Genomic DNA, 13,231 nt, shown 5'->3' with positions numbered 1-13,231 from the left:
GTTATGCCACCTGTGTGGTGTACATTACCAGTTCTTCAGTCCATCCGATCTGCACATCAGTTTTGAACAAACCTTTGATGAACCAGTACTCGGAGTTGTTCTGAAGCTGTTGCATCTTCAACTCGTTATCGTCCTGGCTGTTAATACCCATCCAGAGGTTGGAAGTAGTATCAGGTTTACCCATACCCCAGAAGAAGGTATTTTCAGGCAGACCAGCCAAAGGCACTACATCATAACCGTTATAGCGGTTGATGCCACGCTCTGTGGTGTCCTGGTTTTTGAAGGTTGTCTGCAGCTGCATAGTGTTCTCATATTTCTGTTGGTCAGGAATAGAGATGAACAGCTTCAACCCGAGTTCACCGTATTTGCCAATGAGAGCTTTAGGTACTTTTTGGTACGCCCTCTGGAATTCTGTAATGATATTACCAGATGCTCCACCGGTCAACGCTACAGGGCTGGAAACCGCGATGGTGTTGGGGTCTTCGAGAGCCTTAATAATCAGGCCATCCCAGTACAGGTAAGCTGCATCAGCGGCTTCTGCACCTTTGGAAGTTGGATCAACGCCAGCGCCATCGGGATCATAGTCCTTCCGGCTACGCCAGATACCGTTCTCGAAGAACTCATTGAGACGCTCCATCATCATGAGCATCACAAAGTTTTCAGCAGTTGGCGGCAGCTCTGCGTCCAGCAGCTTGGGGTTCATCTGTACTGCAAACCAGTGTTGTTCAAAATCACGAGGATTGAACTCCAGATATGCCATGCTGTCTTCAGGCTCCAGGGCCCTGGCATCAACAACCATACTTCCGCTGGAAGTTGGTGTAGCTTGCCTTTTCTGCATGATGTTGGTTACATCGAGGCGGGGAATGGTTTTCTTTTTCTTGATACCATCCTCCACCATGATACATCCTTTCTGGATGGTATCGGCGCCGACCACTGCACGGGTCAGCATGAAACTGGCCGCTTCACCGGCGTACGTGGTGTCTTGTATCTCTAATGCTTCTGGCATCGTATGTAGATTTTAAGTGTTTACTAAATATTTTAGCATTCAAGGGCAAAAAAGGCTTATGCCTTGGCTTTGGCTTCTGCCAGCCTTTTCACCATGAAGTTTGAAATCACAGATCCGCCTTTAAACTCGCCGGTGGTCTTTGTTTCAAAAGCAGCGGCCTTCTGATTAAGCGGCAGGGATTCGAGCAGATTCTTTACGCCGTCATAATCAGCTTTCGCCTGCTCTGTCCAGTCTGCAAGAATTTTCGCATCATTCTTAATGCGGCCCTGTTTTGCAAAGCCTTCCACCAGGTTCTTTGCTTTTGTGGCTTTATCTTCTTCCTCCTTCTTCTCCTGCTCTTCTTCCATGTTCTTTGCCTTGTCCTGAGCTTCTTTCAGCTCATTCTTGGCTTTGGTAAGCTCTTCTTCCAAAGCCTTCACCTTGTTTTCTTGCTCTTCCAGTGAATTCTTCTTATTCTGGATCTCAGAGAGATGGTTCTTAACCTGGTTTTGCAGGTCGGCATTGGATTTTTCCAGAGAATCAATGGCCTCTACTACTGCGTCTTCGGATGCTTCCGGATTCAGTTTGAGGCGGTTTGCTATCTTTTTCATGGTGAAATTTTTAGTGTGAGTTTGATTTACCGGAAGTAAACTATTGGTGATATCTGCTGCTTCTTTCCAGAAGGCTTTCACGTCAGTGGAAATGCTGACTGAGCGCTTCTTGTTGATTAAGCTGCTATCCTGCACTTCATCGCAAAAACCAGCATCAAGAGCCTCTTTAGCTCCGATCCAGGTGGTTTTATTCATGATGGCTACGATATCGGCTTCTTCTTTTCCGCAACGGCTGGCGATCATAGTAACAATGCTGTCACGAATTGCAGCAAGCCCTTTGTCATCGTCGCCTCCAAACGGATTGTGATACATGAGCTGAGCATAATCAGCCATGATCCGCCTGCGGCCGGCAAGGAATACGACACCTGCAATACTTGCGGCTAGGCCAGTGCAGTATGTGTCAACGGGCGTTTTGCTCTTCAGGATAGCGTTATGGATGTTGTAGCCATCAGCTACGATACCCCCTGGACTGTTTATCCAAACCTGGATACGCTTTTTACCCATCGCATCGAGAGCCAGTAATTCCTTTTGGAAAAGATCTCCCATGATTCCGAATCCTTCCGCTTCATCGAATCCAATATGCTTATCAATAAGCATGATTGGCTCATCAGCAGAAGTATCAACAGTGTATAAAAATGTATCGGGAGTCATGCTGACATAAAAATATTATTGTCAGCGAAGAGTGGCGGGAAAGTGAGTTAGATATGAGTTAGAAATTTATACAAATACTAGGCTTTAAAAACAGGCATTAACCACTGAACCACTTTAAGGCGTGGCTTTAAGCGCTCCACAGACCACTTACCGGCCGCCCACGTTGAATAAATTATTCTACCGTCCTGGAGCTTTACTTTCAGCCGTCCTTCGATTGCACAAGAAATATACGGTTGATTTCTTGCCCATTCGTCAGGAGATTGATCTTGTGAGTTAATCCAAACTTCCATTGATGATTATATTTCTATTAACAGGTGGTCGTTCTCATAGAAAAGCAAATCGTCGGATTCCCGGCTACAATCAGCGATAATCTTTAGTGAAACGACATTTTCGTGCGCGATCAAACGAAGGAATGATTTTAATTCAGAAACCCAGTGATTATGGTATTCGCGATCAGAATAACAACCGGTGCTTTCTTCTGGCTCCATGGTCTTGTTTACCTCCGTTCTCTCGACACACCATTTCAGTCCTCCTTCGATTGTGAATTCTCCAACGAGCCCAACGTGATCTGCATGATCAGGGTCTGACGCTTCAAACACGTACAGGCGATCAAGAACCCTGAATTTAATTGTCCCATCTTTCAGCTTTGCAACTACCCTGCAGTCTATGCCCATGCTTTTTTACTTTACCCCTTTGTAAATTCTCTTCCATTCCTTTACAGAAAGCACCCTTTTGGGCATGATCTCATAAACACCATTGTGATTGATCACATCGAAGTGTTCGGTAACATCATCTCCCGTTAAGTTCACCACGGTATAGGATCCTGTTTCCTTATCAACGGCCAGGGACAGGTATTTCTCTGGTTGAACGTAAGAACACGCAGGCAATCCCGCAGAGGTGCCAATATTGGAGCAGCAAAAGGAATTCATTTTTTTTGAAGTTGAAAGTTCCAAAAGAAGGTTTGAGGCGATCGCAAGAAAACCCGTGTCTTAGTTAAGTCCGGGTGAGAGTATGTATCAACCGTCTGGGTGATAAAAAAGTTCAGTACCAGAATGCATATAGTGAATTGGGCTATACGTTTCATGCATGTTTGTTTTGTTCTGAAAATAATATCCTCTTTTGCCGGGCGGCTTCTGTTATTAACCGGAGATGGAACTGACAGTACTCATTCTGATCTTCCATTACCTGATTGATCCAGAGAATAACATCTTGCGGGCTTTCTGCCCATCGAATATTTTCTACGATTTCCTCAAATGAGTAGGTTGGCATTGAATAAAGATAGTGAATCAATAGGTGTTCTTACCACCGGTTTTCGCATAAGAAAGCAACCTTTCCTTCTCTGAGGGGGGCATCTTCTCAAAGAAGTTTTTTATAATATCTGAAGCAGCTGAGCTCTCGGTTGTCTCATTGAAGATCACCCAGCCTTTCAAATAACGCTTGGTCAGCGACGAAGGGTAGATTTGCACCCTCCTTACAATGGTATCGTTTTTCTTTCCTGCCATTATGCTTGTGCGATTATTGGCCAACGTTCGGGCAGTATTGCCAGCCTTTGCAGCCAGCTGCCCTGCTCAATCTCTACGCCGTCCATGGACAGCGGTTGCTCGTCCTCCAGTTCTTTTCCCAACAACACTTTCTCCACATATATCTTGAACTGGTCATACAGAAGTGGCTTCAGGTGAATGGCCTTCAGGGCGATGCTTCGTTCCCTGTGCCACATGATACAGGAGGCTACTCCGTCAACGGCCTTATTTCCTGTTGCCTTATAATCCCTGGTGATGTCGTAAGCTCTTTGCTTCATTTATTCGGTGATTGGTTCAGTATTGGTAGGTTGATCCGGCTGAAGAGCCGTTGTGGTTATGCCGGTCCGCTCTTGGAAATAGGCAGGGTCCATCTGAAGGCCCGCGTTCTTCATGGTCTGGGCGATCTGGGCAGTAACCTGATTGCTATTATCCTCCCTGCGGCGGAACAGTTCTTTTTCTGCATCGTTTACCAACTCGAAGTGATAATCCAGTGGTATAGGGAAACCAAGGTTACGCATGCGCGGGATCAGTTTGTTATTGACCACGTTCTGCACCAGGTTACCGTCCTTTACCTGCTTGTCACGAAGCGCTTTTGAAGCCGGCGACTCTTCACCGTCACCTCCACCAAGTTTGCCGGGGATGCTGTCCAAGGCATCAGCATGCCCGAGAATCAGCTTGGAGATTTTCTTCTCGCAGCGTTGCTCGAAGTTTTCATAGGACTGCCATCCAGTACCGGCATTGGAAGATTCGATCAGCTCGATACTGTCCACGCCATCATCCAGGAGCATATAGGCGTTATGGCCCATATCCCTGAGAAGGCCCTCGAACTCTGCCCTTTCAGCCTCTTCTGTTTTTGCAGTCTTACCTACGCGGATAGGCTGGTTGTACATCTCGATGAAGTCAGCATTGAAGCCCATGTTGTTTCGTAAAAAAATCTCATAGTACGCCACACTGTAGAAAATTCCATACCCGCAGTCCGTCACCCCCAGTTTGGTAGAGGTTGGTACATACACGTGCCAGTCGGCGAAAGGATCTTCAAGGAAGTTTTTACCGGTGGTAGAATACTCGAATGGCGCCACTACCTTACGATCAGGAGAAACGTTTTGCCTTGGCACAACTGTAAGGTTGGGGAATGAATCATTCTTCAAGTCGCCCAGGGCAATCAGGCTGTAACCAAATCCGAGGGCATCAATAGTATATTGCACAAAATCGTCGAACCAGGAAGCGGTGTTCACCTGCTCACCGGTCGCATCTGTGGTGATGTTCCGGAAGTACTTCTTCAGCTCTTCGCTTTCATCGCCCTTTTCATTGCAAATCTTGAAGTCACGCAACAGTGTAAGATCACTACGGCGATCCCAGCAGGCCTGCACATGGCCATTCAGGATAGTGTCCTGAAATATCCGCTGCATCTTCACCCGAAAGGGAAATATCGGGCGCTCAGCCTCGTTAACAGAATCTCGCCAGGTCTTGATATCCTGACGGACGCGCTGAAATTGAACCTTAGCGATGCTGTGCCGAAGGTTCTTTTCGGACTCCTTCTTTGTTCCAACGAACTTAGCCTCAGAGCTTGCGTCCGGGACCGGGAAGAAGTAGTTTTTTATGGATCGAACTGTCTTACTCATCTCGTAATGTGTTTATTCCTTTTCAGGTACTGTCCTGGCGGCATGCTGGTAAGATGCCAGTCCATGCAGTTGAAACAAAGATAGGCTCGCAGGTACCGGCCTTTCTTTTCCCGCAAGTGGGCAGCAGACTTTACGGCAGCTTCCTCTGTTTTATAAGACCGCTTTTCACATATGTTATTCGCCAATGTTTGAAAATTTGTTCAGCAATACGCGGTATGCCTCAGCAAACTCTCCTTCTCGCTCACCGGTCTGACCTTCGCCTTTAGCCCTGATGGCCTCAGCTTTCCAGTAGGTATACCTTTCCAACACTTCAGCAAGGAACTTGTCCTCGTTATCGCTTTTAAGAATTGTCGTCTTGTTCTTTGTTCCTTCTGGTCGTGGCATATTCTATTTTATAGATTTTGAAAAGTATTTTTTAATGTGAGCGAAAAAAGATTTTCTCTTCTGCTTAACCTCCATCCTCATTGACCCTTCGACATATTGAAAGTCAGAATGAAAAACTTGACCACTTGACGCAACTACTATTCGATAGTCATGCAAGAATCCAAGCTCATCTTGGACAGTCAGCGTTAAATTTTTAACCTTCGTACGATCAACTGCTCTTACCTGACCCCCATATGGACCTCCCCAGAATTTAGCAGGGGGCAACGGCTTAGGTGGTGGATGTGGACAAAGCTTTGCCATCAGTAACTATTTTGCCGTTTAATATCGCTTCCTCCTCTGATCCTTCTGCCCTGCAAAGGTTGCTTCTTCACCAAATCAGCGGTGATGTCATCCCCTTTAGCACAGTCACGCAGCCACATGAGGGCGATCTTGTAATTGGATTCCCGGTCCTCCGGAATGTTCTTCGGGGCAATGCGTGTATAGATCCTGTAGATCATCACGTCCAGCATGTAGGCAACCATCTGCTGATTCCGGTTGTCGCCCGCCAGAAAATAAACCGGATCGGTTGACAGCAGGCTACCAGGCGGCACGATGTACGCCCCATTGTCCTGCCATTGCTTGCTTCCGTTTATTGGGTCATCTGGAAAATAGTTCTGAGGAGGAACGTTGTAGGTTGCGCCAAACTGCAACATGGACTGGTGATCGTAGAACCAAGTTGCGTTGATACACGTGTAGATGCGATTCTTCCAGAACACTTTGTTTCCCGTGGAATACACGCCCTGCAGGTTGAAAACGGGATCAGGGCAAAGTGCGTAGAACAACGTATACTGAGCCCCGAGTAAGAGCCAGTGGCCAGGATTGAATAACTCACCTACCGATATCGCAACAGTGCACTGGAATACCTTCCCTCCTTGCAAACACAACTCACCTACATTGTAGGATGCCGTAGCTGAATACGCTGGAGCATCCAGGTACACGCGATCATTGGCGCCGTAAGGAGAGGATGGATTATATGCGTTCGTGTTTGTGAATTCCTGGGCCGTGTCGTACTTCTGTCGGAGGTGAGAGACCATGAGCCCCTGTGCAAACAACTCTCCGGATGCCAGCAAAGACCGGTCACCTGAGATTATCTGCTGCAGGGAAACATCCTGAATTGCTTTATTGTAGTCTGCGGGATAGAGATAGCCCATTGTAAAAAAAGGTTACACTAAGGTAACCAGTCTTTACTAAATTTTTTAGGCTAATGTTTTTAGCTAAGGAATGCAAAATATTAGTAGGAATTATTTGAAGAAGTAGGCTTACCGATACGGTGGCCGCCGGTAACCAAATTGGAGCGCTGGAATTCGGCATACTCCTTACTGAATACTGTGCAGAAGAAATACCTGGTGATATCGACAATGTGCCCGAACGGCTGATACGTCTGCCCTGTTTTGAGATCTTTGACAGTTTTCTTTTCAATCTTACCGTTCTTGTCCTCCTTGGTATTCTCGTAATCATTTATGGCCAGTTGGCAGGAATGGTCAACGCCATATGAGAGGCCGCCAAAGTTATGCTCCAACACTGCATTCAGAAAATCGCCTGAGGCTTTAACGTTGGGATTTGACGCCGGCACAATACGCTTTGGCTTGAATTCTGGAAATTCTTTCATTACCAAAACAAAAAGGTCTACTCCCTTTTCCTGCTTTACGTCTTCCTTCTGACTGGTTGAATCACCCACAACATACAGCTTTCCTGTATGATTCCATTCGACCAGCTTCTTCTTTATTTTCCGGCCCAAAGCCCAGGTCTTATTCTCTGGGCTTTTGGCTCCTATCACATGGATCATGCGCGGGCTCTTATTATCCCGCCCTGGCTGAAAGAATCCTGCGGGGAAGTAGGGAACAACGTTTTCATCTAATGATAGGTAAATCGCCTGTTCGGGATCATAGGGATATAGCCCTGTATGCAGTTCACTTCTCCACGAATCCAGATACTCTCCTCCGTAATCAGTCTTTCCCCATTCCCCGATCACATTGACCTTATAGCTGTTGTAATTTTTCACGGACAATGCCTCATATTCACTGATCAGGTTTTCGTCGCGGTAACCATAAGTGCCACATGGGCTCCCAACTATCCAGTAGTTATCGTGGTACGTAGTCCGGATCAATATCACTTTGCCGCAAGTAGATTTTTGTACAAAGGAGTAAGCGGAAGGGAGTATTCCGTACTGGTCCGTATTCTCGAATTCGTATTTATCTACCAACTCCGTCTTTACCCAGCTGCGCTCATCCACCGGATTCCATAGACCAAACAACTTTTGACCCGGAATGCCACGTAATGAGAGATTGAACTGCTCATACTCTGCCTCGTCGAAGTGGTTGAGCTCATCCAGAAGAACGTATTTGTAAGACTCAATACCCTTTGCTTTTTCCGGATCATCGAGCCCTTTCATTACTATCTCGGATTGCTTGCCCGGCTCCGAATTAAACAGAAAGCGCCGGTCCTGCTTATCTACGGCAGGGAAAAGATACATGCTATCAATGGCCAGGTTAAACGACTTCTTTAGAGTAGTAGGAATAATGGAGGATTCCTTCCGGAAGGTTATAGAGTTGGCGGCCTTTACATACGCCTCCTTTGAGAGCGCCTGACAGACAGAAACAGTTTTTGAAGATGACTTACCCCCATAGATCAATACCTGACGAACACTCTCGTCCTTCAGAATATTAAGGATTATGAAGTAAAGCGGGTTGAACCACTTCTTATCGAATCGAGCCATTATTCATAAGTTTCATCAGAAAGATCCTTTCCGACCTTGGTAACTTTCACCTCAGAGCTATCTTTCAGCCCAAGGTCTCTGGCTATTATGTTAGCGTTAAAAGCTCCGACAGCAGCACCCTCAAACTTTTGTGTCTTGACCACTTCCTCCGCGTGCGTACAGACCCCAATAAAATCTTCACGCTTGCAGTAATTCTTCCATGCTGTCTGGCTTATTCCCAAATGAATACATAGCCCAGATAGTGTATATGGCCTTGCTGTTGGCACTTTAATAATTTGACCGGTTAAGTCTCCACTTTTAACAGCTTCACACTTCACCCATGGGTTATCATCGCACTCCTGGAAATAGTCGGAAATTTCCTCCCATAAGAGGTCTGGAGTTTCATACTCTTTATCCCGGCCATGCTTTGCACGCAACCTCCACCATTGGTTACCCAATCGCTGATCTCCAGGCTCTGCCTTTCTTGGCTTTACGGGAGGGCTTTTTTCTGTCGGCTTCTTATTCGCTGCTTTTGCCATACCTAAAATTACTAAATTATTTAGCAATCAAGTTTCAGGATAAAATCCACTATCCTTCTTTCCTCCGGAGAGGCCATCCTGTACCGTTCCTCGATCTTCGGCGTTTGCGGTTTTGCATCACCCACCAGTTCATCAAGAGTGAAGTTGTAAAGACTGGCCAGGCGAATAAGGATATGAAGCGGCGGCGCCGCTCTGCTGTTCTCGTAATGCTGGTAACGGGAAACTTTTATTTCCAGGTAGTTGGCAATAATTCCGAGTGTGAACTTACTCCTCTTGCGGAGATGTTTCAGTCTTTCTGAAATGTTGGTCTTGGCTTCCATATCATTGGGGTATTTATTTCTAACTCAAACGGATCTCGTGAATTGATATTTATTATCAGGGAGAGTGCTCTTTTGGCGCTCATTTAACATGAAAAAGGTTTTCAAAAGGATAATTAACTGGTTGAAAGAGAACAAAGAAATGGCTGCTTGGATCAAATTGATCATTGAACTTTTCAGATAGCTTAAACCATAAACTCATGATGCTACCGATTGAAGGTGATTGATGCGGAGCCGCTGGAGTACGGGCCCGATGTCGCCCTTGTTTGCTATGCAGAGCTCTTGCACTGAACTCATGGAGAGTCCACGGACCAGCTCGAATTCATCTACCTGGGATTGGTAAAAGGATTCCAGGTACTGCCGGACCAGTTCGGCCGACGGGTTGGTGATTTCCATTTTCACATCCATTCTGCCGTCCCGAATCAACGCTTCGTCCAGTTGGTCAATGTGGTTAGTGGTGATCACCAGGATCATACCATCCCGGCATAGAGATCCATCTGTCGAGTTCAGGAGTGCAGAGAAGGAGATTTTGCTGTTTACGTTCTTCCGATGGGAAAAAGCCCGGTCAATGTCTTCGATCAGAAGAATAGCGTTCCTGGTGACCGTGGCGAACGCACGGTTGAAGTAACTGTCATTCTCAAAGGCGCTCAGGTTCATAACGAAGAGATCCTTTTGTAGGTATTCAGCCATGGCCATGGCGACGCTGGTCTTTCCGGTGCCGGGCGGCCCGAAGAAACAGAAGGATCTTTTATACCGGATGCCACGCTGGTGATACCAGTCTTTGCTTTCCGCGAATTCCTGCAGGTCTTCCATCAGGCGTTTCTTCATTCCCGGGTCGATGAATACTTTGTCGAAGGATTTCACAGTTACATCATTGGCCCGGTGCCAATCGCCGTACGGGTTGTTGGTGTACACTTTCAGTCGGTTGCGCTGCTTCTCCTGGTTGTATTCGGTTACGATCGATTCCAGGAGGCTGTTGATCTCGGCCTTGGCCATGAAGCCTTGAATCTTAAACTTGCGGTAGTACAGTTCCTTCAGGGACGCCACCTTATCCAAGCGCTCCTTTGATTTCGAGATCAGAATTCGTTTCCCGTTGATCTTCATCACAAAGAAGTTCTCCTCCTGCATGTACCGTAAGGTCCGGTCCTGGCCCTCTTCATCTGAAGGGATCAGAGACGCTTCCACATCCATGTACTTCTTCATGAAGTTGCGGGAGAAGAAGGTTTCGAGCACATCGAACAGGTCGTCGTTCTGGTATATGGAGACACTGTAGAAAGTCTTCCGGCGGATCCAGTCCCAGATTAAATTTGGAACCTTGCGGAGCAGATATGCGGCAGCGGCGCCAACGGACAGCAGCATGCCGCTGAATATGATTGATTCGAGATTCATGGTTTTTTCTTTTTGGGTGTCCTTATATAGGTTCTGTAACCAAGCTGGTGGATAGCCTTCTCAAAGGCATACCACTGCTTACTGGTCTTCAGGTGGTCGTATACGGTGTTGGTAAATTGTACAGCCTTATGGACGCTTCGGAGAAGTTCGACTTCCCTATTCAGTGCTTTGTCCAGGTCATACCATAGCATTTTGATAACCTCCATAGTATCCCCTTGTATATGGAAACTACTGTCGCCCACACCCATGCTTATGTGAGATCCATGTTGATCTTCCCCAACGAATCGTACAATACGCGGGTCGCCAAAAGAAACCCAAACCCGCAGAGTATCATATTGCCACGGGAACAACTTCCTGTCAAACTTCCGATGTACGGGTAATGTGTCGTTCTGAGCAGCTGCTGTCAGACTCACCAGGGAAAGAAGAGAAATAAAGATGTATTTCATGGCTGTGTAAGGTGTTCGCTTATAAGTTTCCATTGCTTGACGTTATAGATGGTTCTGTACAATATGGGATCGAAGAAGGGGCCTCGGTACATTTCGTAGACCTGCCAGTAGGACTGCATCCAGATGAGCTCGTTCTCAACTCTGGTTGGTCCCCAGGCGAAGCGGCGTACTGTCTTCCTATCGCCTTCTTTGTACACCGGTTTTGGTGGATAGGATTTCAAGATCATGCTTTCATTTGTTTTACGAGTTCAGGATTGTCGTGTATGTTTCCGAGTACGCAGAGGTTGTCTAAGTAATCGCCAGGGGAACGGCCGATGTCTGATCCGTGGATACTCCACATCTTCCGGCTCTGCCATGCAGGATAGAGAAAAAAGCCAGGTGAGGACTGCTGACTATAGCGAATGATGAAAATTCCGCGGGAACCCTCGCTACGGGCCTCGACAATATCACCATCAAAAAGCTTCACCTCATTTTCGCGCCTGGTCTCATATTCTCCTGTGTAGCCTTTGATGCCGATGTAAATGCCGACTGATTCCGGAACAACTCCGTGAGCTACCATCTTGCCGTACTCCCGGCCTGGGACAACTATCTGAGCTTCGCCTGCTGGCCATTGTATCAGTGAGCCTTCGATCCACCGATTGTCGGAAATCTTCTTCCCGCGGAAGATGTATTCTTTCATGCTGTTTGAATTTTATTGATGTTAACTGCATGGTCCGCTGCAATGAGCCCGAATAGGTCGAACTTTCTTTGCAGCAGGAAGTGAACTTGCGCCCCCAATTCATCCTCTACTGAATTGTCGAGGTCCGTTCCTGCATTTGAAAACCTGCCCCACGTGAAAGAACTGTCTTCGTCATCGAGCTGAAGCAGAGTGTCTGGGAGGTAATCCATTACTAAAGGATGCTCCGAAAAAACATCGAACCGGTAACAAACTACTGATTCATGGACTCTATGCACGCCCTCAGTGTAGCCGTTCGTCCTGGAAACAATCTTCCATTGTGGCTCAAAGAAAGAACATGAAGCAATCCTGTATAAGGCTCCGGCTTCTTCTTCTGTCATGGAGGAAAGCGGACGCAGGAACAACTGCACGTTTCTCCCTCTTTGGACCATGTCAATAACATTCCCGAGGGTTTCGTAATTCAGGTGCCCCTGGCTGTTCTCTGTCCAGTATCCGCAGTCTAAGTAGTAAGGGAGGTATTCTATAAGATTCATGCTATTTGCTTTTCGAGTTTCATAACCTGTTTCAGTCGCGGGCTCGGCTTCTTGTTCAGCAGCATGTACACGTAAGTGCTGGTAATGCCAAGAGTTAGCGCCGCCTCTTCCGGGCTCATCTCGTGGTTCTCCAACAGGAATTTCATGTACAGGTCTGTATTAGTCAGTGGCTCAATGTCCAGTTCGATGAAGATGTTCTTGATAAACTCCGGGCTGGCGCCAGTCTCCTTTCGGATCATGTCAACAGAATGGGTGTACTGATGATCCAGGATGAACTGAGCCATATGCGCGCGTCCCTCCTTGGTGGTGTAGAATGTTGGTCTGCTCATGGGTTTGCTTTTTTGTGGGCTTCGTGTTGAATTCCCGTCAGCACTCCGTAGAAGTAGTTCATGATTGTTTCGCGTGGAGCAGCGGTATTTATGCTTCCTTCCGTCTGCGCAGTGGCGAAATTGATTACCTGGTATTCATCGTGCATGATGTGGATGTACAGGGTGTACGCCGTCCTCCTGTTCCGTTTCCCAAACCAGCCTCGATCCTGGTATTCAGTTTCAGAAAGCAGGAAGCGGTTATTGGTTGCCTGCCGGACTTCCTGGAAGAGATCGTTCAGGGTCTTGTCTTTCACTGAGCTCATGCTCTCCACTTCGCAATAAGAGTGTATCCATGTTGTTATTGGCATATGCTTGGTTTTGATCTGATGGTTTTGTTTTACACAGGCCGCACACCGGTTGTCCGTCCTCCCTTCGGGTGGTCAAGCCTTTTTTACATTTTATGCAGAGCAGGAGGTCGCTCATTGATTGATTTCTTTTATGATCCATTCCTTTTGT

18 protein-coding genes are annotated in these 13,231 nt (G+C 46.9%); 1 reads left to right on the top strand and 17 read right to left on the bottom strand.

Going from position 1 to position 13,231, the window contains the following annotated elements:
* Position 1 precedes the first annotated feature (1 nt).
* Both ACTHMC_RS01530 and ACTHMC_RS01525 read right to left on the bottom strand, forming a co-directional pair.
* Entirely contained in the window at positions 2–1,006 is a 1,005-nt protein-coding gene (locus ACTHMC_RS01530; RefSeq protein WP_440410235.1) for a hypothetical protein, read from the bottom strand.
* Positions 1,007–1,062: 56 nt separating this feature from the next.
* On the bottom strand, positions 1,063–2,247 hold the full coding sequence (locus ACTHMC_RS01525) for a Clp protease ClpP (protein WP_440410233.1): 1,185 nt from the start codon (positions 2,245–2,247) through the stop codon (positions 1,063–1,065).
* Positions 2,248–2,687: 440 nt separating this feature from the next.
* Here ACTHMC_RS01525 and ACTHMC_RS01520 point away from each other — a divergent pair, with 440 nt between their 5' ends.
* A complete protein-coding gene (locus ACTHMC_RS01520) occupies positions 2,688–2,834 on the top strand; it encodes a hypothetical protein (RefSeq protein WP_440410232.1) in 147 nt (48 codons plus the stop codon).
* Positions 2,835–2,927: 93 nt separating this feature from the next.
* Here the strand turns inward: ACTHMC_RS01520 and ACTHMC_RS01515 are convergent, their stop codons facing one another.
* The 15 genes from ACTHMC_RS01515 to ACTHMC_RS01445 form a co-directional block, all read right to left on the bottom strand.
* The gene (locus tag ACTHMC_RS01515) at positions 2,928–3,176 is read right to left on the bottom strand and encodes a hypothetical protein (RefSeq protein ID WP_440410230.1); all 249 of its coding nucleotides are present in this window, start codon (positions 3,174–3,176) and stop codon (positions 2,928–2,930) included.
* A 357-nt stretch (positions 3,177–3,533) separates the two neighbouring features.
* Positions 3,534–3,749: a hypothetical protein gene (locus ACTHMC_RS01510; protein WP_440410229.1), complete on the bottom strand. Its 216-nt coding sequence runs from the start codon at positions 3,747–3,749 to the stop codon at positions 3,534–3,536.
* Positions 3,749–4,045 carry a hypothetical protein gene (locus tag ACTHMC_RS01505; RefSeq protein WP_440410227.1) on the bottom strand — a complete coding sequence of 99 codons (297 nt, stop codon included), beginning with the start codon at positions 4,043–4,045 and terminating at the stop codon, positions 3,749–3,751. Before ACTHMC_RS01505 ends, ACTHMC_RS01510 begins: the two co-directional genes overlap by 1 nt.
* Positions 4,046–5,389, bottom strand: a complete 1,344-nt coding sequence (locus tag ACTHMC_RS01500; RefSeq protein ID WP_440410226.1) for a phage portal protein family protein — start codon at positions 5,387–5,389, stop codon at positions 4,046–4,048.
* A gap of 174 nt (positions 5,390–5,563) precedes the next feature.
* A complete protein-coding gene (locus ACTHMC_RS01495; protein ID WP_440410225.1) occupies positions 5,564–5,773 on the bottom strand; it encodes a hypothetical protein in 210 nt (69 codons plus the stop codon).
* Between the two features lie 299 nt (positions 5,774–6,072).
* A complete protein-coding gene (locus ACTHMC_RS01490) occupies positions 6,073–6,963 on the bottom strand; it encodes a hypothetical protein (RefSeq protein ID WP_440410224.1) in 891 nt (296 codons plus the stop codon).
* Positions 6,964–7,043: 80 nt separating this feature from the next.
* Positions 7,044–8,528 carry a phage terminase large subunit gene (locus tag ACTHMC_RS01485; protein ID WP_440410223.1) on the bottom strand — a complete coding sequence of 495 codons (1,485 nt, stop codon included), beginning with the start codon at positions 8,526–8,528 and terminating at the stop codon, positions 7,044–7,046.
* Positions 8,528–9,046 carry a terminase small subunit gene (locus ACTHMC_RS01480; RefSeq protein ID WP_440410221.1) on the bottom strand — a complete coding sequence of 173 codons (519 nt, stop codon included), beginning with the start codon at positions 9,044–9,046 and terminating at the stop codon, positions 8,528–8,530. The genes ACTHMC_RS01485 and ACTHMC_RS01480 overlap by 1 nt, the downstream gene beginning before the upstream one ends.
* Positions 9,047–9,066: 20 nt before the next feature.
* On the bottom strand, positions 9,067–9,366 hold the full coding sequence (locus ACTHMC_RS01475) for a helix-turn-helix domain-containing protein (protein ID WP_440410219.1): 300 nt from the start codon (positions 9,364–9,366) through the stop codon (positions 9,067–9,069).
* Between the two features lie 195 nt (positions 9,367–9,561).
* Positions 9,562–10,752 carry an AAA family ATPase gene (locus tag ACTHMC_RS01470; RefSeq protein WP_440410218.1) on the bottom strand — a complete coding sequence of 397 codons (1,191 nt, stop codon included), beginning with the start codon at positions 10,750–10,752 and terminating at the stop codon, positions 9,562–9,564.
* A 442-nt stretch (positions 10,753–11,194) separates the two neighbouring features.
* Positions 11,195–11,425, bottom strand: a complete 231-nt coding sequence (locus ACTHMC_RS01465) for a hypothetical protein (protein WP_440410216.1) — start codon at positions 11,423–11,425, stop codon at positions 11,195–11,197.
* Complete coding sequence (locus ACTHMC_RS01460) at positions 11,422–11,877, bottom strand: YopX family protein (RefSeq protein WP_440410215.1); 456 nt, start codon at positions 11,875–11,877, stop codon at positions 11,422–11,424. The genes ACTHMC_RS01465 and ACTHMC_RS01460 overlap by 4 nt, the downstream gene beginning before the upstream one ends.
* Positions 11,874–12,407, bottom strand: a complete 534-nt coding sequence (locus ACTHMC_RS01455) for a hypothetical protein (RefSeq protein WP_440410213.1) — start codon at positions 12,405–12,407, stop codon at positions 11,874–11,876. The genes ACTHMC_RS01460 and ACTHMC_RS01455 overlap by 4 nt, the downstream gene beginning before the upstream one ends.
* The gene (locus ACTHMC_RS01450; RefSeq protein WP_440410211.1) at positions 12,404–12,736 is read right to left on the bottom strand and encodes a helix-turn-helix domain-containing protein; all 333 of its coding nucleotides are present in this window, start codon (positions 12,734–12,736) and stop codon (positions 12,404–12,406) included. The genes ACTHMC_RS01455 and ACTHMC_RS01450 overlap by 4 nt, the downstream gene beginning before the upstream one ends.
* Positions 12,733–13,083, bottom strand: a complete 351-nt coding sequence (locus ACTHMC_RS01445; RefSeq protein ID WP_440410209.1) for a hypothetical protein — start codon at positions 13,081–13,083, stop codon at positions 12,733–12,735. The genes ACTHMC_RS01450 and ACTHMC_RS01445 overlap by 4 nt, the downstream gene beginning before the upstream one ends.
* Positions 13,084–13,231 lie beyond the last annotated feature (148 nt).

Source organism: Pseudobacter sp. (assembly GCF_051955275.1).
In the GTDB taxonomy this organism is placed as follows: Bacteria; Bacteroidota; Bacteroidia; order Chitinophagales; family Chitinophagaceae; genus Pseudobacter.
The sequence above is the reverse complement of the archived record's forward strand: the minus strand, read 5'-3'. Positions and strand labels throughout refer to the sequence as shown.

Excerpts from the sequence above, each read along its gene's own strand:
- ACTHMC_RS01460 (WP_440410215.1), bottom strand. The coding sequence starts at position 11,877 with ATGAAAGAATACATCTTCCGCGGGAAGAAGATTTCCGACAATCGGTGG.
- ACTHMC_RS01525 (WP_440410233.1), bottom strand. The coding sequence starts at position 2,247 with ATGACTCCCGATACATTTTTATACACTGTTGATACTTCTGCTGATGAG.
- ACTHMC_RS01465 (WP_440410216.1), bottom strand. The coding sequence starts at position 11,425 with ATGATCTTGAAATCCTATCCACCAAAACCGGTGTACAAAGAAGGCGAT.
- ACTHMC_RS01480 (WP_440410221.1), bottom strand. The coding sequence starts at position 9,046 with ATGGCAAAAGCAGCGAATAAGAAGCCGACAGAAAAAAGCCCTCCCGTA.
- ACTHMC_RS01510 (WP_440410229.1), bottom strand. The coding sequence starts at position 3,749 with ATGGCAGGAAAGAAAAACGATACCATTGTAAGGAGGGTGCAAATCTAC.
- ACTHMC_RS01490 (WP_440410224.1), bottom strand. The coding sequence starts at position 6,963 with ATGGGCTATCTCTATCCCGCAGACTACAATAAAGCAATTCAGGATGTT.
- ACTHMC_RS01445 (WP_440410209.1), bottom strand. The coding sequence starts at position 13,083 with ATGCCAATAACAACATGGATACACTCTTATTGCGAAGTGGAGAGCATG.
- ACTHMC_RS01495 (WP_440410225.1), bottom strand. The coding sequence starts at position 5,773 with ATGCCACGACCAGAAGGAACAAAGAACAAGACGACAATTCTTAAAAGC.
- ACTHMC_RS01520 (WP_440410232.1), top strand. The coding sequence starts at position 2,688 with ATGGTATTCGCGATCAGAATAACAACCGGTGCTTTCTTCTGGCTCCAT.
- ACTHMC_RS01455 (WP_440410213.1), bottom strand. The coding sequence starts at position 12,407 with ATGAATCTTATAGAATACCTCCCTTACTACTTAGACTGCGGATACTGG.
- ACTHMC_RS01450 (WP_440410211.1), bottom strand. The coding sequence starts at position 12,736 with ATGAGCAGACCAACATTCTACACCACCAAGGAGGGACGCGCGCATATG.
- ACTHMC_RS01505 (WP_440410227.1), bottom strand. The coding sequence starts at position 4,045 with ATGAAGCAAAGAGCTTACGACATCACCAGGGATTATAAGGCAACAGGA.
- ACTHMC_RS01500 (WP_440410226.1), bottom strand. The coding sequence starts at position 5,389 with ATGAGTAAGACAGTTCGATCCATAAAAAACTACTTCTTCCCGGTCCCG.
- ACTHMC_RS01530 (WP_440410235.1), bottom strand. The coding sequence starts at position 1,006 with ATGCCAGAAGCATTAGAGATACAAGACACCACGTACGCCGGTGAAGCG.
- ACTHMC_RS01515 (WP_440410230.1), bottom strand. The coding sequence starts at position 3,176 with ATGAATTCCTTTTGCTGCTCCAATATTGGCACCTCTGCGGGATTGCCT.
- ACTHMC_RS01475 (WP_440410219.1), bottom strand. The coding sequence starts at position 9,366 with ATGGAAGCCAAGACCAACATTTCAGAAAGACTGAAACATCTCCGCAAG.
- ACTHMC_RS01470 (WP_440410218.1), bottom strand. The coding sequence starts at position 10,752 with ATGAATCTCGAATCAATCATATTCAGCGGCATGCTGCTGTCCGTTGGC.
- ACTHMC_RS01485 (WP_440410223.1), bottom strand. The coding sequence starts at position 8,528 with ATGGCTCGATTCGATAAGAAGTGGTTCAACCCGCTTTACTTCATAATC.